The sequence below is a fragment of the Paraburkholderia flava genome, from assembly GCF_004359985.1.
In the GTDB taxonomy this organism is placed as follows: Bacteria; Pseudomonadota; Gammaproteobacteria; order Burkholderiales; family Burkholderiaceae; genus Paraburkholderia; species Paraburkholderia flava.
Window position 1 is genome coordinate 305,309 of the sequence record NZ_SMRO01000002.1, and the last position, 22,772, is coordinate 328,080.

General features: G+C 64.3%; 24 protein-coding genes. 10 read left to right on the forward strand and 14 right to left on the reverse strand.

Features of this window, described 5'->3' with window-relative positions; all coding sequences use genetic code 11:
• Positions 1 to 5: 5 nt before the first annotated feature.
• The 3 genes from kynA to kynB are packed head-to-tail and all read right to left on the reverse strand — an operon-like array spanning position 6 to position 2,848.
• Positions 6 to 932 (reverse strand): tryptophan 2,3-dioxygenase, encoded by a 927-nt coding sequence (kynA, locus tag E1748_RS12700; RefSeq protein ID WP_133647593.1) that lies wholly within the window; start codon positions 930 to 932, stop codon positions 6 to 8.
• Between the two features lie 10 nt (positions 933 to 942).
• Positions 943 to 2,193: a kynureninase gene (gene kynU / locus E1748_RS12705; RefSeq protein ID WP_133647594.1), complete on the reverse strand. Its 1,251-nt coding sequence runs from the start codon at positions 2,191 to 2,193 to the stop codon at positions 943 to 945.
• Complete coding sequence (kynB, locus tag E1748_RS12710; RefSeq protein ID WP_133647595.1) at positions 2,180 to 2,848, reverse strand: arylformamidase; 669 nt, start codon at positions 2,846 to 2,848, stop codon at positions 2,180 to 2,182. Before kynB ends, kynU begins: the two co-directional genes overlap by 14 nt.
• Positions 2,849 to 2,979: 131 nt before the next feature.
• Between kynB and E1748_RS12715 the strand changes: the two genes are divergently transcribed.
• Positions 2,980 to 3,492 (forward strand): Lrp/AsnC family transcriptional regulator, encoded by a 513-nt coding sequence (locus E1748_RS12715; protein ID WP_133647596.1) that lies wholly within the window; start codon positions 2,980 to 2,982, stop codon positions 3,490 to 3,492.
• A gap of 147 nt (positions 3,493 to 3,639) precedes the next feature.
• Here the strand turns inward: E1748_RS12715 and E1748_RS12720 are convergent, their stop codons facing one another.
• Complete coding sequence (locus tag E1748_RS12720) at positions 3,640 to 4,614, reverse strand: alpha/beta fold hydrolase (RefSeq protein WP_240766729.1); 975 nt, start codon at positions 4,612 to 4,614, stop codon at positions 3,640 to 3,642.
• Positions 4,615 to 4,686: 72 nt separating this feature from the next.
• Here E1748_RS12720 and E1748_RS12725 point away from each other — a divergent pair, with 72 nt between their 5' ends.
• Positions 4,687 to 5,109 (forward strand): RrF2 family transcriptional regulator, encoded by a 423-nt coding sequence (locus tag E1748_RS12725; RefSeq protein WP_133647597.1) that lies wholly within the window; start codon positions 4,687 to 4,689, stop codon positions 5,107 to 5,109.
• Between the two features lie 92 nt (positions 5,110 to 5,201).
• Here E1748_RS12725 and E1748_RS12730 read toward each other — a convergent pair whose 3' ends face one another.
• Positions 5,202 to 5,711, reverse strand: a complete 510-nt coding sequence (locus tag E1748_RS12730; protein ID WP_133647598.1) for a flavin reductase family protein — start codon at positions 5,709 to 5,711, stop codon at positions 5,202 to 5,204.
• A gap of 208 nt (positions 5,712 to 5,919) precedes the next feature.
• On the opposite strand from E1748_RS12730, the gene msrA reads away from it, so the two are divergent.
• A complete protein-coding gene (msrA, locus tag E1748_RS12735; protein WP_133647599.1) occupies positions 5,920 to 6,471 on the forward strand; it encodes a peptide-methionine (S)-S-oxide reductase MsrA in 552 nt (183 codons plus the stop codon).
• 37 nt (positions 6,472 to 6,508) lie between these two features.
• On the opposite strand, the gene E1748_RS12740 is transcribed toward msrA, so the two are convergent.
• The 3 genes from E1748_RS12740 to pdxH all read right to left on the reverse strand — a co-directional run bounded on the left by E1748_RS12740 (position 6,509) and on the right by pdxH (position 9,895).
• Positions 6,509 to 7,858: a DUF72 domain-containing protein gene (locus E1748_RS12740; RefSeq protein WP_420819322.1), complete on the reverse strand. Its 1,350-nt coding sequence runs from the start codon at positions 7,856 to 7,858 to the stop codon at positions 6,509 to 6,511.
• 60 nt (positions 7,859 to 7,918) lie between these two features.
• Positions 7,919 to 9,133 (reverse strand): SAM-dependent methyltransferase, encoded by a 1,215-nt coding sequence (locus E1748_RS12745; protein ID WP_133647600.1) that lies wholly within the window; start codon positions 9,131 to 9,133, stop codon positions 7,919 to 7,921.
• 120 nt (positions 9,134 to 9,253) lie between these two features.
• Positions 9,254 to 9,895, reverse strand: a complete 642-nt coding sequence (pdxH, locus tag E1748_RS12750; RefSeq protein ID WP_133647601.1) for a pyridoxamine 5'-phosphate oxidase — start codon at positions 9,893 to 9,895, stop codon at positions 9,254 to 9,256.
• A 183-nt stretch (positions 9,896 to 10,078) separates the two neighbouring features.
• Between pdxH and tcdA the strand changes: the two genes are divergently transcribed.
• The gene (tcdA, locus tag E1748_RS12755; RefSeq protein ID WP_133647602.1) at positions 10,079 to 10,966 is read left to right on the forward strand and encodes a tRNA cyclic N6-threonylcarbamoyladenosine(37) synthase TcdA; all 888 of its coding nucleotides are present in this window, start codon (positions 10,079 to 10,081) and stop codon (positions 10,964 to 10,966) included.
• Between the two features lie 54 nt (positions 10,967 to 11,020).
• Here tcdA and trxA read toward each other — a convergent pair whose 3' ends face one another.
• Together trxA and E1748_RS12765 are read right to left on the reverse strand one after the other, a co-directional pair.
• Positions 11,021 to 11,869, reverse strand: a complete 849-nt coding sequence (gene trxA / locus E1748_RS12760; protein WP_133647603.1) for a thioredoxin — start codon at positions 11,867 to 11,869, stop codon at positions 11,021 to 11,023.
• A gap of 80 nt (positions 11,870 to 11,949) precedes the next feature.
• Positions 11,950 to 12,834: a pirin family protein gene (locus E1748_RS12765; protein WP_133647604.1), complete on the reverse strand. Its 885-nt coding sequence runs from the start codon at positions 12,832 to 12,834 to the stop codon at positions 11,950 to 11,952.
• A 275-nt stretch (positions 12,835 to 13,109) separates the two neighbouring features.
• Here E1748_RS12765 and E1748_RS12770 point away from each other — a divergent pair, with 275 nt between their 5' ends.
• Positions 13,110 to 13,991, forward strand: coding sequence for an EamA family transporter (locus tag E1748_RS12770; protein ID WP_133647605.1), 882 nt, complete (start codon positions 13,110 to 13,112; stop codon positions 13,989 to 13,991).
• A 212-nt stretch (positions 13,992 to 14,203) separates the two neighbouring features.
• Here E1748_RS12770 and E1748_RS12775 read toward each other — a convergent pair whose 3' ends face one another.
• A complete protein-coding gene (locus E1748_RS12775) occupies positions 14,204 to 15,736 on the reverse strand; it encodes an N-acetylmuramoyl-L-alanine amidase (RefSeq protein WP_133647606.1) in 1,533 nt (510 codons plus the stop codon).
• Entirely contained in the window at positions 15,718 to 16,293 is a 576-nt protein-coding gene (tsaE, locus tag E1748_RS12780; protein WP_133647607.1) for a tRNA (adenosine(37)-N6)-threonylcarbamoyltransferase complex ATPase subunit type 1 TsaE, read from the reverse strand. The genes E1748_RS12775 and tsaE overlap by 19 nt, the downstream gene beginning before the upstream one ends.
• A gap of 17 nt (positions 16,294 to 16,310) precedes the next feature.
• On the opposite strand from tsaE, the gene queG reads away from it, so the two are divergent.
• From queG to xerD, 3 genes are all read left to right on the forward strand, one after another.
• Positions 16,311 to 17,624, forward strand: coding sequence for a tRNA epoxyqueuosine(34) reductase QueG (queG, locus tag E1748_RS12785; RefSeq protein WP_133647608.1), 1,314 nt, complete (start codon positions 16,311 to 16,313; stop codon positions 17,622 to 17,624).
• A 74-nt stretch (positions 17,625 to 17,698) separates the two neighbouring features.
• The gene (locus E1748_RS12790; protein ID WP_133647609.1) at positions 17,699 to 18,190 is read left to right on the forward strand and encodes a methylated-DNA--[protein]-cysteine S-methyltransferase; all 492 of its coding nucleotides are present in this window, start codon (positions 17,699 to 17,701) and stop codon (positions 18,188 to 18,190) included.
• Between the two features lie 46 nt (positions 18,191 to 18,236).
• Positions 18,237 to 19,181, forward strand: coding sequence for a site-specific tyrosine recombinase XerD (gene xerD / locus E1748_RS12795; protein WP_133647610.1), 945 nt, complete (start codon positions 18,237 to 18,239; stop codon positions 19,179 to 19,181).
• 13 nt (positions 19,182 to 19,194) lie between these two features.
• Here the strand turns inward: xerD and E1748_RS12800 are convergent, their stop codons facing one another.
• Positions 19,195 to 20,895: a class I adenylate-forming enzyme family protein gene (locus tag E1748_RS12800; RefSeq protein ID WP_133647611.1), complete on the reverse strand. Its 1,701-nt coding sequence runs from the start codon at positions 20,893 to 20,895 to the stop codon at positions 19,195 to 19,197.
• 35 nt (positions 20,896 to 20,930) lie between these two features.
• On the opposite strand from E1748_RS12800, the gene ybaK reads away from it, so the two are divergent.
• Together ybaK and plsY are read left to right on the forward strand one after the other, a co-directional pair.
• Positions 20,931 to 21,422 carry a Cys-tRNA(Pro) deacylase gene (ybaK, locus tag E1748_RS12805; protein ID WP_133647612.1) on the forward strand — a complete coding sequence of 164 codons (492 nt, stop codon included), beginning with the start codon at positions 20,931 to 20,933 and terminating at the stop codon, positions 21,420 to 21,422.
• 113 nt (positions 21,423 to 21,535) lie between these two features.
• Positions 21,536 to 22,174, forward strand: coding sequence for a glycerol-3-phosphate 1-O-acyltransferase PlsY (gene plsY, locus E1748_RS12810; RefSeq protein WP_133647613.1), 639 nt, complete (start codon positions 21,536 to 21,538; stop codon positions 22,172 to 22,174).
• Positions 22,175 to 22,192: 18 nt separating this feature from the next.
• On the opposite strand, the gene E1748_RS12815 is transcribed toward plsY, so the two are convergent.
• Positions 22,193 to 22,678: a YajQ family cyclic di-GMP-binding protein gene (locus E1748_RS12815; RefSeq protein ID WP_133647614.1), complete on the reverse strand. Its 486-nt coding sequence runs from the start codon at positions 22,676 to 22,678 to the stop codon at positions 22,193 to 22,195.
• Between the last annotated feature and the right edge of the window lie 94 nt (positions 22,679 to 22,772).

Below are 22,772 nucleotides of genomic sequence, written 5' to 3' on the forward strand. Positions count from 1 at the left end.
GGCGCTTACAGCACGGTCCGCACGTGCCACAACTCCGGAAACAGCACGACGTCGAGCATTCTGCGCAGATACGGCGCGCCGCTCGTGCCGCCGGTGCCCTGCTTGAAGCCGATGATCCGCTCGACGGTCGTCACGTGACGGAAGCGCCATTGACGGAACGCGTCTTCGAGATCGACGAGTTCTTCGGCCATCTCGTACAGCTCCCAGTGCTGCGACGGATTGCGGTACACCTCTAGCCACGCGGCCTCGACGGACGGATCGTGTTCCGTGGCTAGCGTCCAGTCGCGGGCAAGCCGTTCGGGTGAAATCGCGAAGCCTTTGCGCGCAAGCAGGAACACCACTTCGTCGTAGAACGACGGCGCTTCGAGCGTCGCGCGCACCTCGGCCAATACTTCAGGCAGATGCGCATGCGGCTTCAGCATCTGCACGTTCTTGTTGCCGAGCAGGAATTCGATCTGCCGGTACTGGTACGACTGAAAGCCCGACGACTGTCCGAGGTACGGCCGCATCGCGGTGTACTCGGACGGCGTCATCGTCGCGATCACGCTCCACGCCTGCACCAGCTGTTCGAGAATCCGCGAGATGCGCGCGAGCATCTTGAACGCGGGCGGCAGTTCGTCGCGATGCACCGCGCCGCGTGCGGCACGCAGTTCGTACAGCGCGAGCTTCATCCAGAGCTCGCTGGTCTGATGCTGGATGATGAACAGCATCTCGTTGTGATCCGGCGACTTCGGATGCTGCGCGGTGAGAATCGAATCGAGCGACAGGTAATCACCGTAGCTCATCGACTTCGAGAAATCGAGTTGTGCGTCGTGCCAGCCGGTGGTGTCGTCGGTGGTATTCGCGGCTTGAGTCGCGGCTTGCGGCGAAGAGGCATCGCCGTGCCCGAACGGACATCCCTGCGTTTGAGCCGGTTGTTTCGGATCGGTCATCGTGCGCTCCTCAGGTCACCGCGCCGCGCGTCGCGAATTCGGGTGCGCGCCAGCTTTCGGTCGTGAGCACGTCGCGCAGGATTTCGACTGCATCCCACACGTCGACGTAGCGCGTATAGAGCGGCGTGAAGCCGAAGCGCAGCACCGACGGCTCGCGATAATCGCCGATCACGTTGCGCGCGATCAATGCCTGCATCACTTCATAACCGTTCGGATGCTCGAAGCTCGCATGCGAACCGCGTTGCGTGTGCGCGCGCGGCGTGACGAGCTTCAGCGGAAACTCACTGCAACGCGACTCGACGAGTTCGATAAACAGGTCCGTCAGCGCGAGCGACTTGCGGCGGATCGCTTGCATGTCGGTTTGCAGGAACACGTCGAGCCCGCATTCGACGAGTGCCATCGACACCATCGGCTGCGTCCCGCACAGAAAGCGACCGACGCCGTCGTCGGGCCGGTACTGCGGATTCATCTCGAACGGCGCGCGATGGCCCCACCAGCCGGACAGCGGTTGCGTGAATGCATTCTGATGCCGCTTCGGCACCCACACGAAGGCCGGCGAACCGGGGCCGCCGTTCAGATACTTGTACGTGCAGCCCACCGCGTAGTCGGCATCGACGCCGTTCAGATCGACCGGCACCGCGCCCGCCGAATGCGCGAGGTCCCACAGCGCGAGCGCGCCTTTGTCGTGGATCAGCTTCGTCAGCGCGGCCATGTCGTGCATGTAGCCGGTGCGGTAGTTGACGTGCGTGATCATCGCGATCGCGGTGTCGTCGCCGATTGCGTCCGGCAGTTCGGCCGGATCGTCGACGAGGCGCAGCTCGTAGCCGCGATCCAGCTGTTCGATCAGCCCTTGCGCGATGTAGAGGTCGGTCGGAAAGTTCGAGCGCTCGGAGACGATCACGCGACGCTTCGGGTCGCGTTCGTTCTGCACGCGCAGCGCGGCGGACAACGCCTTGAACAGGTTGATCGAGATCGTATCGGTGACGACGACTTCGTCGTCGGCGGCGCCGATCAGCGGCGCGAGCTTGTTGCCGAGGCGGCGCGGCAGCGCGAACCAGCCTGCGGTGTTCCAGCTTCGGATCAAGCCTTGTTGCCATTCCGCTGCGATTACCGTCTGCGCACGTTGTGCGGCTGCGGCCGGCGGGACGCCGAGCGAATTGCCGTCGAGGTAGATCGTGTCCGGCGCGAGCGCGAACTGGTCGCGCAGTGTGCCGAGCGGGTCGGCGCGGTCGAGCGCTACTGCTTCGTTACGGTTGTTCATGGTGTTCCGGTAAGGTGAAAAAGAGGTCGCGCAGCGCACGCAACACGGCGCGCACGGGGCTGGCATCGAGCGTGGTCAGCTTCAGCGGTAGTGCGATCAGTTCGTAGTCGCCGGGCGCGACCGCGTCGAGCACGATGCCTTCGAGGATCGCCATCCGGTGTTCGCGCACGCGGTGATGTGCATCCATCGTCTTCGAATCCTGCGGATCGAGCGACGGCGTGTCGATGCCGATCAGCTTCACGCCGCGAGCGGCCAGCAGATCGATCGTCTCCGGCGCGACCGCGCAGAACGCGCTGTCCCATGCGGCCGTCGGTGCGTGTTCGTAGGTGCGCAGCAGCACGCGCGGCGGCAGGTCGTCGAGCGCGGCGGCCACGTGATGCGGCTCGACGCGAGGCGCGGCGCCGATGCAGTGGATCACGCGGCAGCGACCGAGGTACGCGTCGAGCGGAACTTCGCCGATCGCAAGACCGGCGGCGTCGTAGTGCAGCGGCGCATCGGTGTGCGCGCCGGTGTGCGGCGACAGCGTGAGCCGCGCGACGTTGACCGGCGAGCCGGCTTCGATGCGCCACATCCGTTCGATGCCAACCGGCGTATCGCCCGGCCAGACGGGCGTCGCGGTGTCGACGGCGGGGGTGATGTCCCAGAGTGTGTCCATGTCTCCGATGTGTCGTCGGTGTGAATCTTCGAATCATAGGCAACACGCTACGAAATGTGCTTGCGAAAAAATCTCGTTTTTTCGGGTCTCTTGGAACATAATTTGATCCAAACCGGAAAGGGAGACCGAAAATGAACGCGATCTCGCTCGACGCCACCGATTGCCGCATTCTGGCCGTGCTGCAGCAGGAAGGACGGATCAGTAACCTCGATCTGGCGGAACGCATTTCGCTGTCCCCGTCGGCATGTCTGCGACGGCTGCGGTTGCTGGAGGAGCAGGGCGTGATCGAGCGCTATCGCGCGAGCCTGAACCGGCAGGTGCTGGGGTTCGAGCTGGAGGCGTTCGTGCAGGTATCGATGCGCAACGAGCAGCCGAACTGGCACGAGCGGTTCGCCGAAGCGGTGCGCGACTGGCCCGAGGTCGTCGGCGCGTTCGTCGTCACCGGCGAGACGCATTACCTGCTGCGCGTGCTCGCGCACAACCTCAAACACTATTCGGACTTCGTGCTGGAGCGGCTGTACAAGGCGCCCGGCGTGCTCGACATCCGCTCGAACATCGTGCTGCAGACGCTCAAGGAAGATACGGGCGTGCCGGTCGGGCTGGTGGAGACGGCGGGGCGGAGTAGTGCGGCGAGTGGCGGGTAGAAGTCTGCGCGAATCATTCGCTGTCGACCTTGGGTTGCCTGCCGCTCAGTTGAACGGCTGGTGAGGGGCAGGCACTCCAGGCCTCTCCTGGAATTTCAGTCCAACGGGCGTCGAGAGTCGCGGAGGGTGCCACACCACTCGACAACCCTACAGACTGCGCAGAAATCCGATCAACGCGTCGTTGACGCGATCCGGGGCCTCTTGCTGCAACCAGTGGCCCGCACGCGGAACGATCACCGAATCGCGAAGCTGGGGCACAAGGCTCGGCATCGCATCGATGATGTCGCGCATGCCCGGCATCGCCAGCCCGGGGTCGCGCTCGCCGGCAAGGTACAGCGCCGGAGTCTCGACGAGGCGGCCACTGAGCGCGGCCTGCAGATCCCAGTTGCGGTCCAGATTGCGGTAGTAGCTCAGGCCGCCGCGAAACCCCGATGCCTTGAACGCATGCACGAACGCATCGAAGTCGGCGTCGTCGAGCCAGCTCGTGGACGTCGCGGGTTCGGGCAGTGAGTCGAGCAGTCCATGCTCGCGTGAAATCATCGTGAAGGGGTTGGGCGTCTTTTCATCGCGCGGGCCAGCGTCGCCCGATGCCCAGAAATAAATCTTGCGTAGCGTCGCTGCGACGTCGCGCTCGAATTCGCCTTCGGCCTGGCCCACCTGCGAAAAGTAATGCGTGTAGAACCACGCGTGCTCGGTCAGCGGAAAAAGCCGGCTGGGTGCCATCGGGGCCCGGCCCATCATCGGAACCCCGAGCGCGACGACGGCGCGAAAGCGGTCAGGGCGCAGTTGCGCGGCTTGCCATGCGATCGTCGCGCCCCAGTCGTTTCCCACCACCACGGCGTCGCGTTCCCCGAGCGCGTCGAGCATGCCCACGAGATCACCGACGATGTCGAGCGTCGTGTACTGCTGGGGATTCGTCGGGCAATCGCTGGCTCCGTAGCCGCGCAGGTCTGGCGCCACCGCGCGGAACCCGGCATTCGCCAGGCCGGCCAGTTGATGCCGCCATGCATACGATGTCTCAGGGAATCCATGAAGCAGCAGCACCAGCGGCCCGGTGCCCTGCGAAGCGACGCTCAGGCGGACGCCATTGGTTTCGATGAAGGATTGGGTGAGTGACACGATTGCGCTCCGACGGTTGCTTAAAGTCTCACTAAATCGTAACATCAAATGTCGCGAATTACTTTCTTTAAAAGCATGCAACGGGATACACGGCTAGCGCGGCTTCTTCACGTGCTCATTCATATGGATCTGCGCGGCGGAACAACTACGTCTGAAACGATCGCGCAAATGCTGCACACGCAGCCGTCGCTCGTTCGACGGACGATGGCGGCATTGCGCGAAGCAGGTTACGTCGAGTCGACTGCGGGACCGAAGGGCGGCTGGGCGCTTCGCCGTGAACTCGGCGATCTCACGGTGCGGGATATTTACGTCGCGATCGCGCACAGGAGTGCGTTCGCGATCGGTGCGGCCGACGACAATCCGGCTTGTCCGGTCGAGGCCGCTGTCAATGGGGTGCTCGACGATGCGCTTCGCTCGGCAGAGGAGGCGTTGCTCGAACGTCTTGCACAAACGCGCCTGTCGGATATCGCGCAGCAAGTGCAAAAGGCAACGGACTGAGCGGACGTTTGCGGTCTCCGCTTGTGAGTGGCGAACGATGGTCTGGTGATGGATCGATGGAGCAGCCGCTGACTAGACGGGACACCGCCGCGCTACAACTCCGTCAACCCATGAAACCCGCCATTCTGAAACACCAGCGGCGAGATCTCGCCAAGACTTTCGTGCACCCCGCAGCGCTCCACCTCGCCGACGAAAATCACGTGATCGCCTTCGTCGTACCGGCTGCGGTTATGGCACTCGAACCACGCAAGCGCGCCGTCCAGCACTGGCATCCCGCTATCCCCCCGCGCATGCGATACGCCCTCGAAGCGGTCGCCCTTCACCGTCGCAAAACGCGTACATAGATCGAGCTGCGACGCGGCGAGCACATTCACGACATAATGGCTGTTCGACCTGAAGACCGGCATCGACGCCGAACGTGTGGCGAGACTCCACAGCACGAGCGGCGGGTCGAGCGACACGGAGTTGAACGAGCTCGCGGTGATGCCGATCAGCTGGCCGGACGGCGCGCGTGTCGTGATGACGGTGACGCCGGTCGCGAACTGCGAGAGCGCCTGCTTGAACGCGGCGGCATCGAAATCGGGTGGTGTGGCGTGTTTCATTGGCGGGAAGTCCGCTTCGTTCGCACTGCCGGCGACGCGGCGGCGCATTCTCGCGCAGCAGCAAGGTTCGATTCAAAAGTCATGGTGAAAATCGGCGATTTGTCCCAATTTTAACGGAATCGCGGACAGACCGGCCGTGCGACGAGGCTCCCACAAGCCCGCGCGCGTTTTTCGGCCGGGGCGCCGCATTCAACGAGGAGGTCGCAACATGAGCCAGTCAGTCGAAACCGCCACCCTGGGCGGCGGGTGTTTCTGGTGTCTCGAAGCGGTGTATCTGGGTGTCGACGGGGTGACCGCGGTGGAGTCGGGTTATGCCGGCGGCCAAGCGCAGCGGCCGACCTACGAGCAGGTCTGCGACGGCGTGACCGGGCATGCGGAAGTCGTGAAGGTCGGGTTCGATCCGGCGAAGATCAGCTATCGCGAGGTTCTCGAGATCTTCTTCGCGATCCACGATCCGACGCAGCTGAACCGGCAGGGCAACGACGTCGGCACGCAGTACCGGTCGGTGATCTTCACGCATTCGGATGAGCAACGCGACGTAGCGCTGCAGACCATCCGCGAAATAACCACCGAAGGCATCTACGACGGCCAGATCGTCACGCAGGTGCTGCCGCTCGACGGCAATTACTGGCCGGCCGAGCCCTATCATCAGAACTATTTCGCGCAGCATCCGAACCAGGGCTATTGCTCGTTCGTCGTGGCGCCGAAGGTCGCGAAGTTCCGTCAGAAGTTCGCGCATCGGATCAGGGCCGGCGCTTAACCGTTTTCGCTTTATGCCAAGACGGCGGCGCGTGACGTCACGCGCCGTCGCTTTTCATCCGCTCGATCGCTTCGGCAATCAGCCGTGCCAGTTCGATGCACGTTAGCGGCGCCGACCCTTCCGCCTTATTGTTCACCGCGATCAGTACCGGCTGGCCCGCGATCGCGTAGCGCGCGGCCAGTTCGGCGAGCGCCTGGCGGGTCGCCGGATCTTCGTCGACGAGCTTGTCGAACGGCTCGTACTTCGCCTTCGCCTGCTCGTAGCGGAAACCGCCATGCAGACTCCAGCGCACGATCAACGGACCGGCGGGGCCATCGCCGTCCGCATCGAGTAACGCGAGCGCCGCGGCCTGCCGCAGCGGGTCGGGCATCTTCGCATGCACGCCGACGCAGTAGCGCACACCCGCTGCCTTCAGCGTGCGGATGAAGCGCGGCGTCAACAGACAGCCGTCGCGGATTTCGACCGCATAGCACGGGGCGCCCGGTCTCTTCGGCAGCGGTGGCAACGCGCCGAGAAATGCGGCAAGCCGTTCGATGAAACCGGCCGGATCCGCGAGCATTTCGTCAGGCAGCGGCGAGAACTGGAACACCAATGCGCCGGCTTTCGCACCGAGACCGTCGAGGCACGGGCGCACGAATTCGTCGGCGGCCAGTTGCGCATTCAGAAAACATGGATTCGCCGATACCGGTTCGCCGCGTTCGGCGCGCACGGTCGCATCGGTGACGAGCGCGGGCGCCTTGACGATGAAGCGGAAATGGTCCGGCACCTGCTGCGCGTAACGCAGATAGTCGGTGACCGGCAGCGGCGCATAGAACGACCGGTCGATGCTGACCGTGCGCAGGATCGGATGCGCACCGTACGCGGTGAGGCCGTCGCGCGACAGCTTGCTGTTGCTGTATTCGTCGCCGTAGACGATGCCGTTCCAGCCGGGAAACGACCACGTCGACGTGCCGAGGTGGACGTTCGGCGGCAACGTGGCGGCGATGGCGGTGACGTCTGATGACGGTTCGGCGGCGAGCACGTCGCGTGCGCGGCGCTTGCGTACGGGAGGTTCGCTGCGTGACGACGCGGGTTGTTCGCCGGCTTCTTCGGCGTCGGCTTCTTGGTTGCTGTCGTTGCGATCGTCGTCGCCGTCATCGGCCCACAACGACGCGGTAGCGGGAGTTGTCCTCGCTGCGACAGCGCGACCAGACGGTGCAGCATCGCCGCGCGACGCCGACGTGCCCTGTGCGGAAGAGGCAGGAGAAGGGGAAGAGGAGGCAGCAGAACCCGGCCCAACCGGCATGCCGAACATATCGAGCTGATCCAGCTCGCTGGTGCTGTCGTCCGGCGCGGCGTTCGCGTCGGACGATGCTTTCATGGTGTGCGCGAGAACGCGTTCGTCCATCGGTTCAACTGAAGCAGTGAGAGCGCCGGAGCCGTCGCGCACGGCTTCGGCGCCACGACATCACAGCGGTTTTTCGTACATATAGCGCCGCGACCACGGCAGCGTTTTCGCGCTGCGGCCGGCCCTGCGGCACACCACCTGATAGATCGACACGTCGTCGTTTTCGAACGCATACGCGCAGCCGGCAAGATACACGCGCCAGATACGGAATTTTTCGTCGTCGACGAGCTTCCTCGCTTCGTCGGCGTGCGTTTCGAAATTCTCTGCCCAGATGTCGAGCGTGTGCGCATAGTGACGGCGCAGACTTTCGACGTCAACCGCTTCGAGTCCGCCGCGCTGCATCGATTCGAGCGCGAGGCTGATGTGCGGCAGTTCGCCGTCCGGGAACACGTAGCGATCGATAAACTCGCCGCCGCCCAGCGCTGTCTCGCCGCTCTCCGAATCGGACGACGTGATGCCGTGATTCATCGCGATGCCGTCTTCGGCGAGCAGGTCGTGAAGCTTCTGAAAATAGCCGTGCAGGTTCTTGCGACCGACGTGCTCGAACATGCCGACGCTCGTGATCCGATCGAACTGGCCGTCGATGTCGCGGTAATCTTGCAGACGGATCTCGATCTGGTTCTCGAGGCCCGCGGCTTTCACGCGCGCGGTGGCGAGATCGAACTGGTTCTGCGACAGCGTGACGCCGACGCACTTCGCGCCGAACTTCTGCGCCGCGCGCAGCACCAGCGCGCCCCAGCCGCAGCCGATGTCGAGCAGACGCTGACCGGGTTGCACCTGGATCTTCGTCAGGATGTGATCGATCTTCTTGAGCTGCGCGGTCGCGAGATCTTCGTCACCGTTCTCGAAGTACGCACACGAGTACACCATGTTCTCGTCGAGCCACAGCTGGTAGAACTCGTTCGATACGTCGTAGTGATACTGGATCGCCTTCTTGTCCGACGTCTTCGAGTGATTGAAGTAGCGTCGCACGCGTGCGAGCTTGCCCGCGTGCGTGACGGTGCTACGGGCGAGCGAGTAGCTGATGTTGATGATGTCCGACAGCTTGCCTTCGATGTCGATCTTGCCCTTCACGTACGCCTCGCCAAGATTGTCGAGGCTCGGTTCGAGCAGGAGCGGCAGCGCTGACGCGCTGTTGACCTTCAGTGTGACCCGCGGCGCGGCGAACGTGCCGAAGTCGTGTTGCTGACCGTCCCACAGCACGAGACGGGCGGGCAGATCGGATTTGCTTCTGACTTCTTCCACCCACTGCGCGAGCTTCTTCTCCCAGAACATTTTATCTCTCCGTGTCCGATGAAATACAAACCAGAGCTTGCTGACTCGCCATGCGCGGCTTCGCGGCCATCGCCGGCGTTATTGAAATCGATCCGGCATTAACTTCGCACTAATGCAGCGTCAAGGCGCCAGACGCGCGATGCGCCATTCGTTGCCCGCGGCTTCCCGCGTATAGCGGAGCCGGTCGTGCAAACGCGACGGCCGGCCCTGCCAGAATTCGAGCGCATCGGGGACGACGCGGTAGCCGCCCCAGTGCGGTGGTCGCGGCGGGTCGTCGCCGTAGCGCGCGCGCACGTCGCGTTCGATCGCTTCGAGTTCGTCGCGACTTTCAATTTCCTGACTCTGTGCGGACACCCATGCGCCGATTCGCGAACCGGACGGACGCGACGTGTAATACGCATCGCTTTCTGCATCGCTTGTCTTGACGACGCGGCCTTCGATGCGCACCTGGCGCTCGAGCTCGACCCAGTGGAACAGCAGGCTCGCGTATGCGTTATGCGCGAGTTCCTGGCCCTTGCGACTGTCGTAGTTGGTGAAGAACACGAAGCCGCGTTCATCGACGCCCTTGATCAGCACGATGCGTGCCGAAGGACGGCCATCGGCATCGGCGGTGGCGAGCGTCATCGCGTTGGGTTCGGGAAGTTCGGCGTCCAGAGCTTGGGCAAACCACGCATTGAATTGCCGGATCGGATCGCGATCCACGTCGGCTTCGTCGAGCGAACCGCGCGAGTAGTTTTTTCGAAGTTCGGCGAGTGAGGTCATCTTCTTATGCGAACACTACAGTGGGGCCAGTATAGCGAAGGAACGAATTTTCTGCGTGCGGCTCCGCAGCGCCGGGGCGCCCGCCGTGCGGACACTTGCGGGCGCTGGATCGGGCACAATACCCCCTTTGGCGACCGGGTATTCCGGTCCGCACAAGTCCGCATCAGCAACGAGTCTTCGATCATGTCCACGCCTCACGCGAACGCTATTCCCGGTACTCCTGCCGATCTTACTACCAGCTCCACGCCTGTTGGAACTGCTGAAACCGTAGACCGCGCGCGCCGCTTCGGCGGCGTCGCGCGGCTCTACGGCACGGCCGCGCTCGATGCGTTCGAGCGTGCGCATGTCGCGGTGATCGGTATCGGTGGAGTGGGGTCGTGGGCAGCGGAAGCGCTTGCACGCAGCGCGATCGGTCGCTTGACGCTGATCGATCTCGACAACGTCGGCGAGAGCAACACGAACCGGCAGATCCACGCGCTCGACGGCAACTACGGCAAGCCGAAGGTCGACGCGATGGCCGAGCGCATTGCATTGATCGATCCGGCTTGCGACGTGAAGGTGATCGAAGACTTCGTCGAGCCGGACAATTTCGCCGCGCTGTTAGGCGGCGGCTTCGACTACGTGATCGATGCGATCGACAGCGTGCGGACGAAGACCGCGTTGATTGCTTGGTGCGTGCAGCAGGGGCAACCGCTGATCACGGTGGGCGGCGCGGGTGGTCAACTCGATCCGACGCGCATCCGCATCGACGATCTCGCGCTGACGATTCAGGATCCGCTGCTGTCGAAGGTGCGCGCGCAGTTGCGCAAGCAGCATGGTTTTCCGCGCGGACCGAAAGCGAAATTCAAGGTGAGTGCGGTGTATTCCGACGAGCCGTTGATTTATCCGGACGCAGTTGCGAGCGATGTCGAGGACGAGGCTGGCGATGTCGATGTCGCTGCGTCGTCGCAGCAGAGTGGACCGGTGGGGCTGAATTGTGCGGGGTTCGGATCGAGCGTGTGCGTGACTGCGAGCTTTGGTTTCGCGGCGGTTGCACATGTGCTGCGCGCGTTGACGCCGCGCGCGGTGTGATGAATTAACTGTTGCATGAAGGGCTGCACATGCAGCCCTTCGCTTCACATGAACTCAGAATAGCGCCGCGCTCAGCTTGCGGCGCCACTGCGACACGAGTTCCGGCTGATGCGCGGCCAGATCGAACACCGACAACATCGTCTTGCGTCCGATGTCTTCGCGGAACGCGCGGTCGCGCTGCACGATCGCCAGCAGATGTTCAAGCGCCTCCGCGTACTTGCGTCGCGCGATCAACGCGCTCGCCAGATCGAAGCGTGCTTCGAGATCGGTGGGTTCGGCGGCGACGCGGGCTTCGAGCGCATCGGTGGGCGGCAGGTCGGCTGCGGCGTCCACTGCGTCGAGACGCGTCTTGATCGCGTTGTAGCGCGCGTCGATACCTTGCGTCGTTTTCGGCGACAGCAGATCGACTTCGTTGCGCGCTTCGTCGATCCGGTTGTCTTCGAGCAGCAGTTCGATCAGGTCGAGCCGTGCGTCTTCGTAGCCGGGATCGAACGCGAGCGTCGCCTTCAATGCATCGTAGGCTGCTTCGCGGTTGCCTTCGGCCAGCGCCGCGTGCGCCTGCTGACGCGCGGCTTCCGCGCCGTCCGGCACGAGCCGGTCGAGGAACTCGCGGAGTTGCCCTTCGGGCAGCACGCCGACAAACTGGTCGACCGCCTGCCCGTCCGCGAACGCGACCACGTGCGGGATGCTGCGCACGCCGAAGTGCGCGGCCAGCTCCTGGTTCTCGTCGACGTTGACCTTCACGAGCCGCCATTTGCCGTCGTATTCGGTTTCGAGCTTTTCCAGCATCGGTCCGAGCGTCTTGCACGGACCGCACCACGGCGCCCAGAAATCGACCAGCACGGGCGCGAGTGTCGACGCGGCGATCACGTCCTTTTCGAAAGTGGCCAGGGTGGTATCCATTACGTCCTCGTCGGAAGAAAACAGTCAGCGCGCAGATGGGGACGGCGCCGGTAATTTCAATGCGTTCAATGCGGCTGCGGCTACTGTTTCGGCTTCGGTTCGGGCAACGGAATCCATTCCGTTTCGCCGGGCACCTTGCCCATCTGCTGGTTCGTCCACGCCGCCTTCGCGCGTTCGATTTTCTCGCGCGAACTCGCGACGAAATTCCATTCGATGAACCGCTCGCCTTCGAGTTTCTCGCCGCCGAGCACCATCGCGGTCGCGCCTTGCCGGCTTGCAAGCGTCACGGTTTCGCCGGGCGTGAGCACCGCCATCTGACCGGCTTCGAGCGGCGTGCCGTCGATCTCCAGATCGCCTTCGACGAGATACACGCCGCGCTCGTCATGTTCCGGACCGAGCGCGAACGCGCCGCCCGCGGTGAAGTGCGCCGCGACGTACAGCGTGCGCGAAAACGTGCGGACCGGCGACTCGAGATCGAATGCGTCGCCTGCGATCACGCGCAGCGTGACGCCGTTGCGCTCGATCTCCGGCAGCGTGTTGCCCGCGTAGTGTTCGAACGACGGTTCGGTTTCCTCGTCGGCGAGCGGCAGCGCGACCCAGGTCTGGATGCCGTGCATCGCGACGCCGGCCGCGCGTTCCTCGGGCGGCGTGCGTTCCGAGTGGACGATGCCGCGGCCGGCGGTCATCCAGTTCACGTCGCCGGGGACGATCTTCTGTTCGGAGCCGAGGCTGTCGCGATGCATGATCGCGCCTGCGAACAGATAGGTGACGGTGGCGAGCCCGATGTGCGGATGCGGCCGCACGTCGAGCCCGACGCCTGGCGCGAGCGTGGCCGGCCCCATGTGATCGAAGAAGATGAACGGGCCGATCAGACGCGCGGCCATCGCGGGCAGCACGCGACGCACGGTGAGATTGCCGACATCGCGCAGGTGAGGCTTGAGCACCGCTTTGATCGAGGAAGACATCGTGGTCTCGTGAGAAGAGGGGAAGGGGACATGCTTATTCTACTGCCCGCGTGCGCGACGAATCGTCGGGGCCGGCAGACGGCCTTTCGGGGTGTGCAGTCCGCTACACTCTGGCATTCAAATAAAAATCATAACGTGGCCTGAGTAAGTGCTAAAGCGCCAACTCAGGCGTGGGACCAGAGTAAGCGCTCTGCGTGGGACCAGAGTAACGCGCTGAAGCGCGAACTCTGGCCGACAGCTGAAGCGCTAACTCTGGTCGACATTGGAGACAGGGGATGTCACTAAAGGATCTACTGCTCGCGCTGGTCGTCGTAGTAGCGTGGGGTATCAATTTCGTCGTGATCAAGTTGGGCCTGCACGGCGTACCGCCGATGCTGCTCGGCGCGCTACGCTTCCTGCTGGCCGCGTTCCCGGCGGTGTTCTTCGTCAAGCGGCCGAAGTTGCCGTGGCGCTGGCTGTTCGCGTACGGCGCGACGATCTCGTTCGGTCAGTTCGCGCTGCTCTTTTACGCGATGTACGTCGGCATGCCGGCCGGACTCGCGTCGCTGGTCCTGCAGGCGCAGGCGTTCTTTACGCTGATCTTCGCGATGTTCTTCCTGGGCGAACGCTTTCGCATCGTGAACGCGCTGGGGCTGCTGATCGCTGCCGCCGGACTCGGGGTCATCGCATGGCAAGGCGGCCACGCGATGACCACGGCCGGCTTCGTGCTGACGCTGTGCGCGGCGGTGTCGTGGGCGCTCGGCAACATCGTCACGAAGAAGGTCGGCAATGTGGATCTGGTCGGGCTCGTCGTGTGGGGGAGCCTGATTCCGCCGCTGCCGTTCCTCGCGCTGTCGTATGTGCTCGAGGGGCCGCAACGAATCACCGAGGCGCTTGCCGGGATCGGCGCGGTGTCGATCTTCGCGGTGGTCTATCTCGCGTTCGTCGCCACGCTGCTCGGCTACAGCCTGTGGAGCCGGCTGTTGTCGCGCTATCCGGCGAGCCAGGTGGCGCCGTTCTCGCTGCTGGTGCCGATCGTTGGGCTTGCGTCGGCTTCGGTGCTGTTGGGGGAGACGCTGTCGCTTGCGCAACTGGTCGGTGCGTCGCTCGTGATGTTAGGGCTCGCGGTGAATGTGTTCGGCGGGTATATGAAGCAACGGTTCGAGTCGATGCGTTGAGTGGAGATAGCCGTGCTGGCACCGATAGCGGCGGCGGTCGGGTACGCGGCACGCACGGCGCGTATGGGCTGAACGTGTTCGGCAGGTAGGTCGTGTGTCGGTTCAAGTCGATGCGTTAAGCAGCGATGGCCTGGGTACACGGAGCACACAGCGCACACAAAAAAACGGCCGCACGCAGCGGCCGTTTTTTCATGTGCAGCAACCCGCCCGCGTCACGTCATCCGGTTTTTCGACAACGGCGGATTCGCCGCGAAGTAGCGCTTGATGCCCTTCATGATCGCGTTGGCCATCTTGTCGCGATACGCGTCGTCGTTCAGCCGGCGCTCTTCGTCCGGGTTGCTGATAAACGCGGTCTCGACGAGAATCGACGGAATGTCCGGCGCCTTCAGCACCGCGAAGCCCGCCTGCTCGACCGAGCCCTTGTGCAGCTTGTTGATGTCGCCGATTTCGTTCAGCACGAAGTTGCCGTAGCGCATCGAATCGCGGATCTGCGCGGTCGTCGACATGTCGAACAGCGCGCGGTTCACGCTTGCGTCGGCGGTCTTCACGTTGATCCCACCCACCTGATCCGACGAGTTTTCCTTGTTCGCCATCCAGCGCGCGGCGGCGCTCGATGCGCCATGCTCCGACAGCGCGAACACCGACGAGCCGCTCGCCTGCGGCGTCGTGAACGCATCCGCGTGGATCGACACGAACAGATCGGCGCCGACGCGCCGCGCCTTCTGCACGCGCACGTTGAGCGGCACGAAGAAGTCGGAATCGCGCGTCATCATCGAGCGCATGTTCGGCTGTGCATCGATCTTCGCGCGCAGCTTCTTCGCAACGTCGAGTGCGATGTGTTTCTCGTACGTTCCCGCGCTGCCGATCGCGCCCGGATCCTCGCCGCCGTGGCCCGGGTCGATCGCGACCGTGAGCAGCCGCACCGTGTTGCTCTTGCCGGACTTCGGCGTGGTGAATTTGTAGGTGTCGTCGGTTGAGTCGTCGTCGCTGTTGTCGTTGCGCGCGATTGCCGTAGGCGGCGGAGTGACGGACGGCTTCGGGTGAGGGTGCGGCACCGGTGTCGGCGTACCGAGAATCGGCGGCTGCTGCGCTTCGGTCGGGCTGCCGTTCTGCGCGTAGCGCTGGAAAAACGCGTCGCTGTTGTCGGTCGTCGTGGGCGGCGTGGTCGGTCCGCTCAGCGCCGCGGGCGGCGCGTTGTTCTCGTTTAGCGCGCGTTCCTTGCGCTCGGTCTGCGCGAGCAGATCCATCAGCGGATCGGGCGCGACGGCGGGGTACAGATCGAACACCAGCCGGTATTTATACGCGCCGACCGGCTGCAACGTGAACACCTGCGGTTTCACCGAACCCTTCAGATCGAACACCATCCGCACGACGTGCGGCTGATACTGGCCGACGCGCACCGCCTGGATCTGCGGATCGTTCGGCGTGATTTTCGAGACAAGGTCTTTCAGCGCCTGATCGAGATCGAGGCCATTCAGGTCGATGACCATCCGGTCCGGACCCTGCAGCAGTTGCTGCGAGGTTTGCAGCGGCTGGTCCGACTCGATCGTCACGCGCGTGTAGTCGCGTGCGGGCCACACACGCACGCCGAGCACGGAGCTGGCATGCGCGAGACGCGGTGCGACGAGTCCGAGTACCAGCGTCGACGCACCCGCGCAGAGAATCTGCCGGCGCCGCCAGTTATGCGTCGCGGTGGCGGCCGATTCAATCGAGCGGAACGGTTTGATCAACATCTTTCGAGACATGCTTTTCCTGATTCGCTATAGGCGCGTGCGACGAGCAACCGCCCGTCGTCTGCGACATCGAGCGAGAAAACGAGATCCGGGATGCCGAGCAGACCGCCTGCCCGTTGCGGCCATTCGACGAGGCAGATCGCCCCGGAATCGAAATACTCGCGAAAGCCGGCATCGGCCCATTCGGCCGGATCCGTGAATCGATACAGATCGAAGTGATAGACCTCAAGTTCCCCATCGGGTCGTTCGACCGCATAGGGTTCAACCAGTGTGTAGGTCGGACTGCGCACCCGGCCGGTGTGACCGAGCGCGCGTAATGTCGCGCGGACGAGCGTCGTTTTGCCCGCGCCCAGATCGCCGATGAGCTGCACCTGCAGCCCTTCGAATGCGTGTTCGTCGTGCGGATCGTGCCCCGTGTGCGCCGTATTGCCCCGGTTGCGCACGGCTTCGATCGCGTCGGCGAAACGCGCGCCGAACGCGGCGGTGGTGGCTTCGTCCGCGAGCGTGAAGCGGCGCTCCAGCAGGACGGAGGCAGTCGGTTCGACAGGACGATCGGCGTGGTCGGGCATTCTCGTAAAATGGCGTGATGAACCGGAACCCGGAGTCCCCTCTTGCCAGCGCGCCTGCGTCCGATGACGAAGTGCGCGCGGAGCGTCGTGTCGATGAAGCGGCGCTGGAAGCGCTCGCGCGGCGCATCAAGACATGGGGCCGCGAACTGGGTTTCGGTGCAGTGGGTATCAGCGATATCCACGTGCCCGACGCCGAGTCGGGACTCGCTGCGTGGCTCGAGGCGGGCTACCACGGCGAGATGGATTATATGGCCAAACATGGGACGAAACGCGCGCGGCCGGCCGAGCTTGTGGCCGGCACGCGACGCGTGATCACCGCGCGAATCGCGTATCTGCCCGCTGCGACGCTCGGTGGAAAGGGCGGCGAAAGTGTTGTGCAATCCAGGGCCTCGGCGGATGCGAACGCCGCCGTTGTTGCGGCTGTCGATGGGGACGTGCTTGCTGCAAATACGCTTAATGGCACAGGCCCGCGCGACTGGCGCGCACACGAAGCCGCGCGCCTCGCCGATCCCGCCGCGGCCGTCGTATCGATCTATGCACGCGGCCGCGATTATCACAAGGTGATGCGCCAGCGGCTGCAGCAGCTCGCGGAAAAAATCGAAGCGGAGATCGGCGCGTACGGCTATCGCGTGTTCACCGATTCGGCCCCGGTGCTCGAAGTCGCTTTCGCGCAGAATGCGGGGATCGGCTGGCGCGGCAAGCACACGCTGCTGTTGCAGCGCGATGCGGGCTCGCTGTTTTTCCTCGGCGAGATTTACGTCGACGTGCCGTTGCCGACTGACGCATCGCTAACGCCCGATACCGCACCCGAAACGGAGGGCGCGCATTGCGGCAGTTGCACGCGCTGTATCGACGCGTGCCCGACCGGCGCGATCGTCGAGCCGTACAAGGTCGATGCGCGGCGCTGTATCTCGTATCTGACGATCGAACTGAAGGGCAGTATCCCGCGCGAGCTGCGTCCGCTGATCGGCAATCGCGTGTACGGCTGCGACGATTGCCAGCTGGTGTGTCCGTGGAACAAGTTCGCGCAGGCCGCGCCGGTCGCCGATTTCGATGTGCGGCATGGGCTTGACCGCGCGTCGCTGACTGAGCTGTTCGCATGGAGCGCCGACGATTTCGACGTGCGGATGCAGGGCAGCGCGATCCGTCGCATCGGTTATGAGCGCTGGCTGCGCAATCTCGCGGTCGGGATGGGCAATGCGCTGCGCGGCGATGCGGCGGCGCTGACCGCTGCGGCGCGCGCGGAGATCGTCGCTGCATTGCGCGGGCGCGCGGACGATCCGTCGCCGGTCGTGCGCGAGCATGTTCAATGGGCGCTCGAAGCGGCGTAAAGTACGCAACAGCGGTAGACGACAGTGGCGCGATTTCAGTGCCGGCGGCAACGCCGGCTGGCAGGAGAAAAGCGATGTACAACGCAGTGATCGACGCACCGTTCGGCAAGGTCGGCATCCGCACCGAAGGGGACGCGGTACGCGAGGTGATCTTTCTGCCCGCATCGGTGGAGAACGTCGCACCCGATACGCAGATGGCGAAGCGCGCGGTCGAACAGATCGAGCATTATTTCGAGCACGCATCGGCGACTTTCGATCTGCCGCTCGCACCGGTCGGCACGCCGTTCCAGCGGCGCGTGTGGGACGGCATCAGCCGGATTGCGCCGGGCACCGTGCAGACCTACGGACAGCTGGCGAACGAAGTCGGCAGCGTGCCGCGCGCGGTCGGGCAGGCGTGCGGCTCGAACTACTTTCCGATCGTGATTCCGTGTCACCGTGTGGTGGGATCGAACTGGATCGGCGGTTTCGCGCATCACAACGAAGAAGGTTTCCTGCGCGACGTGAAGCGCTGGCTGCTCGCGCACGAAAGCCTGGAAGCGTTGCCGCTGTGGCAAGCGCAGGCATGAGCCCTATACGAACAAAGCGAACAAAACCAGGCTATCCGCACGACTAATGAGCGACACTGTTTCCACCGCTTCCATCGACGAAGCCGCGTCCGCGTCGCCGCTTTTCATCGCGAGCAGCGCGTCGATCGACGCATTCTGCGACGCGTTGTGGCTCGAACACGGGCTGTCGCGCAACACGCTCGATGCGTACCGGCGCGATCTGAAACTGTTCTCGCAATGGCTCGTCGGACGCGACACGTCGCTCGATACCGCAGTCGAGGACGACCTTCACGCGTATAGCGCTGCGCGGCTGAAGGACAAGCCGACATCGGCGAACAGGCGGCTATCGGTGTTTCGCCGCTACTACGCGTGGGCGGTGCGCGAGCATCGCGCGACTGCGGATCCGACGCTGCGCATCCGTTCCGCTAAGCAGCCGGCGCGCTTTCCGTCGACGTTGAGCGAAGCCGAGGTCGAAGCGCTGCTTGGTGCACCCGATGTCGACACGGCGCTCGGTCTGCGCGATCGAACGATGCTCGAACTGATGTACGCGAGCGGGCTGCGCGTCACCGAACTCGTCACGCTGAAGACCGTCGAGGTCGGCCTCAACGAAGGCGTGGTGCGCGTGATGGGCAAGGGTTCGAAGGAGCGGCTGATTCCGTTCGGCGAAGAAGCGCACGCATGGATCGAGCGCTATCTGCGCGAAGCGCGGCCCGCGCTGCTCGGTGCGCGCGCGGCCGATGCGCTGTTCGTCACGTCGCGTGCGGAAGGGATGACGCGCCAGCAGTTCTGGAACATCATCAAGCGGCACGCGAAGACCGCCGACGTGCAGGCGAAACTGTCGCCGCACACGCTGCGGCACGCGTTCGCGACGCATCTGCTGAATCACGGCGCCGATCTGCGCGTCGTGCAGCTACTGCTCGGCCACACCGATATCTCGACGACGCAGATCTATACTCACGTCGCGCGCGAGCGGTTGAAGTCGCTGCATGCGACGCATCATCCGCGCGGGTGATGGGCTTCGACCGTTAAACGAAATCGCGCAGCTTGTGCTTGAGGATCTTGCCGGTTGACGCAGCCGGTAACGCCGCAAGCACACGAATCTGCGCAGGCCGTTTGTACGGTGCGAGCCGTTCGGCACACCACGCGTCGAGCGCATCGGTGGCGACGGTCGCGCCGGCTGCCAGCTCGACGAACGCGATCACCTCCTCGTTGCCCTCCACCGCACGCCCAATCACGGCTGACTGCACGACGTCCGGATGCGCGTTCAGCACATGCTCGACTTCGGCCGGGTACACGTTGAAGCCCGAACGGATGATCAGCTCCTTGCTGCGCCCGACGATATGCAGCGCACCGTCCTCGTCCTGGCGCGCGAGGTCGCCGGTCTTCAGCCAGCCGTCGTCGGTGACGGTCGCGTGGGTCTGCTCCGGGCTGCGGTAGTAGCCGAGCATCACGTTCGGGCCACGCACCCACAGCTCGCCGATTTCGCCGGGCGCGGCCTCGACGCCGTCGAGCGTCACGAAACGCACTTCAATGCCCGGAATCGGCTGACCGACCGAGCAATCGCTGCGCGGCGCGTCGAGCGTCGTACCCGCGACCGTCGGACTGCTTTCGGTCATCCCATAGCCGTTGTGCAGCGGCACGCCGTATGCACGCTCGACACGTGCCTTCAACGCGGCATCGAGCGGCGAGCCGCCCGAATACGCGTAGCGCAGAGATGGCGCCGACCACGGATGACCATGCTCGTGCAGATGATCGAGCAGCTTCGCGTGCATCGCGGGCACGCCCTGGAAGATCGAGATCCGTTCTTCGGCGAGCGCGTGCCGCACCGCGTCGGGCGAAAAGCGCGGCGCGAGCCGCAGCGTCGTGCCGCCATACAGGCTGCCGAGACACACCGACGCGAGACCGTACACGTGCGAGATCGGCAGCACCGCGTAGACGATATCGTCCGGACCGATCCGCCGCAGCGCACTCGATACCGCCGCGACGAACAGCAGGTTGCGGTGCGACAGCATCACGCCTTTCGGCGCGCCGGTGGTGCCCGTCGTGTAGATCAGCGCGGCACACTGGCGCTCGCTCGCGGCTTCGACCGGTTCGACGGCGACGCTTGCATCGATCGCGTAGGCCCATGCGCCGATGTCGATCGTGAACGCCGGCGCCAGCTGCGCGTGGTGGCGCTCCGCATGCTGCCGCGCATCGGACGACGCTTCGACCGCATACGCGACGACACGCGGCTGCGCGTGCGCGCGGATCGCGTCGAGTTCGGCGGCGGACAGTCGCGCGTTCGAGACGAGCGCCCACGCATCGAGCGTCGCGGCCGCGAACAGCAGCACGATCTGCACGATGCTGTTTTCCGCGACGATCATCACGCGGTCGCCGCCGCGCACGCCCTGTTCGCGCAGCAGATCGGCGGTCGCATCGATCGCATCGACGAGCTGTGCGTAGGTGAGACTGCGCGCATCTTCGATCAACGCCGGATGATGCGGCCGTTGCGCTGCGACACGCGCTGGAATCGCGGCGATGCGCGCGGGCAGTCCGGCGAGTACCGCAGCGGGATCGATGGCCGGGCGACTGGCCGACGCTTCGGCTGGGGCCACGCCGCGTTGCGGATCGAGAGTCAAAGCTGTCTCCTTCCTTGATACCGGTCGATGGTTTTCGAACGATCGTGCCACAACCGGCAGCCGCGCACAATCGACGGTCCGGTAGCGAAACACGCGCGCGTCGTGCATAGGCGTTTGCGCGGCGTGCCCATTACAATGCGCCGATGAGCAAAGCCCGACACGTTTCCGAAACGCCCGCGACACAGTTCCTGCGCCGTCACGGCGTGCCGTTCGGCGAGCATCCGTACGATTACGTCGAGCACGGCGGCACCGCCGAATCGGCGAAGCAGCTCGGCGTCGACGAGCATGGTGTCGTCAAGACGCTGGTGATGGAAGACGAGCACGCGAAGCCGCTGATCGTGCTGATGCACGGCGACCGCACTGTATCGACGAAGAACCTCGCGCGGCAGATCGGCGCGAAACGCGTCGAGCCGTGCAAGCCGGAGGTGGCGAGCCGGCACTCGGGCTATCTGATCGGCGGAACGTCGCCGTTCGGCACGCGCAAGACGATGCCGGTGTACGTCGAATCGACGGTGCTGGAACTCGAGCGGATTCTGTTGAACGGCGGTCGACGCGGTTTTCTCGTCAGCATCGAACCGTCCGTGCTGACGACGCTGCTCGACGCGAAGCCGGTGCAGTGCGCGAGTATCGAGTAGGAGCCGCGTGCCGGTTCGGTAGAATGGCGGCCGTTGTGCCCGCGTGCGCGTGAGTGCTCACGTGTGACGCGCGGTGCCGCCTCCCCAAGACAAAGAGACAAAAGAGTCCCGCCATGGAAAACCTGATCGTCGCCGTCGTGGCTTATCTGATCGGCTCGGTGTCGTTTGCCGTGATCGTCAGCGCCGTGATGGGGCTGGCCGACCCGCGTTCGTACGGCTCGAAGAATCCCGGCGCGACCAACGTGCTGCGCAGCGGCAACAAGACCGCGGCGATCCTGACGCTCGTCGGCGATGCGTTCAAGGGCTGGCTCGCCGTGTTCCTCGCCGATCATTTCGGTCCGCACTACGGCCTCGGCGACGATGCCATCGCGCTCGCGGCGATCGCCGTGTTCCTCGGTCACCTGTACCCGATATTCTTCCGCTTCAAGGGCGGCAAGGGCGTCGCGACCGCGGCGGGCGTGCTGCTGGCGATCAATCCGGTACTCGGTCTCGCGACGATGCTGACCTGGCTGATCGTCGCGTTCTTCTTCCGCTATTCGTCGCTGGCGGCGCTGGTGGCCGCCGTGTTCGCGCCGCTGTTCGACGGCTTTCTGTTCGGGCCGAACATCATCGCGCTCGCGATCGTCGTGATGAGCGCGCTGCTGATCTGGCGGCACCGCGCGAACATCGCGAAGCTGATGGCCGGGCAGGAGAGCCGGCTCGGCGGCAAGAAGAAGGACGGCGCGGCGCGGGCGGGCGGGAACAAACGCTGACGCGCCTTTGTCCGGTGATCAGTCGCGGAAATTGTTGAAGTCGAGCGGCGTGTCGGTCACGTCCTTGCGCAGCATCGCGATGGTGCTCTGCAGATCGTCGCGCTTCGTGCCGGTGACGCGCACCGCGTCGCCCTGAATGCTCGCCTGCACCTTGATCTTGCTGTCTTTCACGAGTCTGACGATTTTCTTCGCGAGATCGCCGGATACGCCCTTCTTCACGGTGACGACCTGCTTGACCTTGTCGCCGCCGATCTTCTCGATCTTGCCGTACTCCAGAAAGCGCACGTCGACGTTGCGCTTCGCCATCTTCGACAGCAGCACGTCCTTCACCTGACCGAGCTTGAAGTCGTCGTCGGCATACAGCGTCAGCTCGCGCTCCTTCTGCTCGACGCGCGCGTCGGACCCCTTGAAATCGAACCGCGTGGAAATTTCCTTGTTGGACTGCTCGATCGAATTCTTGACTTCGATCATGTTGGCTTCGCTGACGACGTCGAACGATGGCATTGCTTTCTCCCAATAGTGCGGCGGCGCGCGGCGCGGCTGCGCACGACGCACTCGCTATAATCACGGACCGGCTGTCATTTTACCGACGCGACCC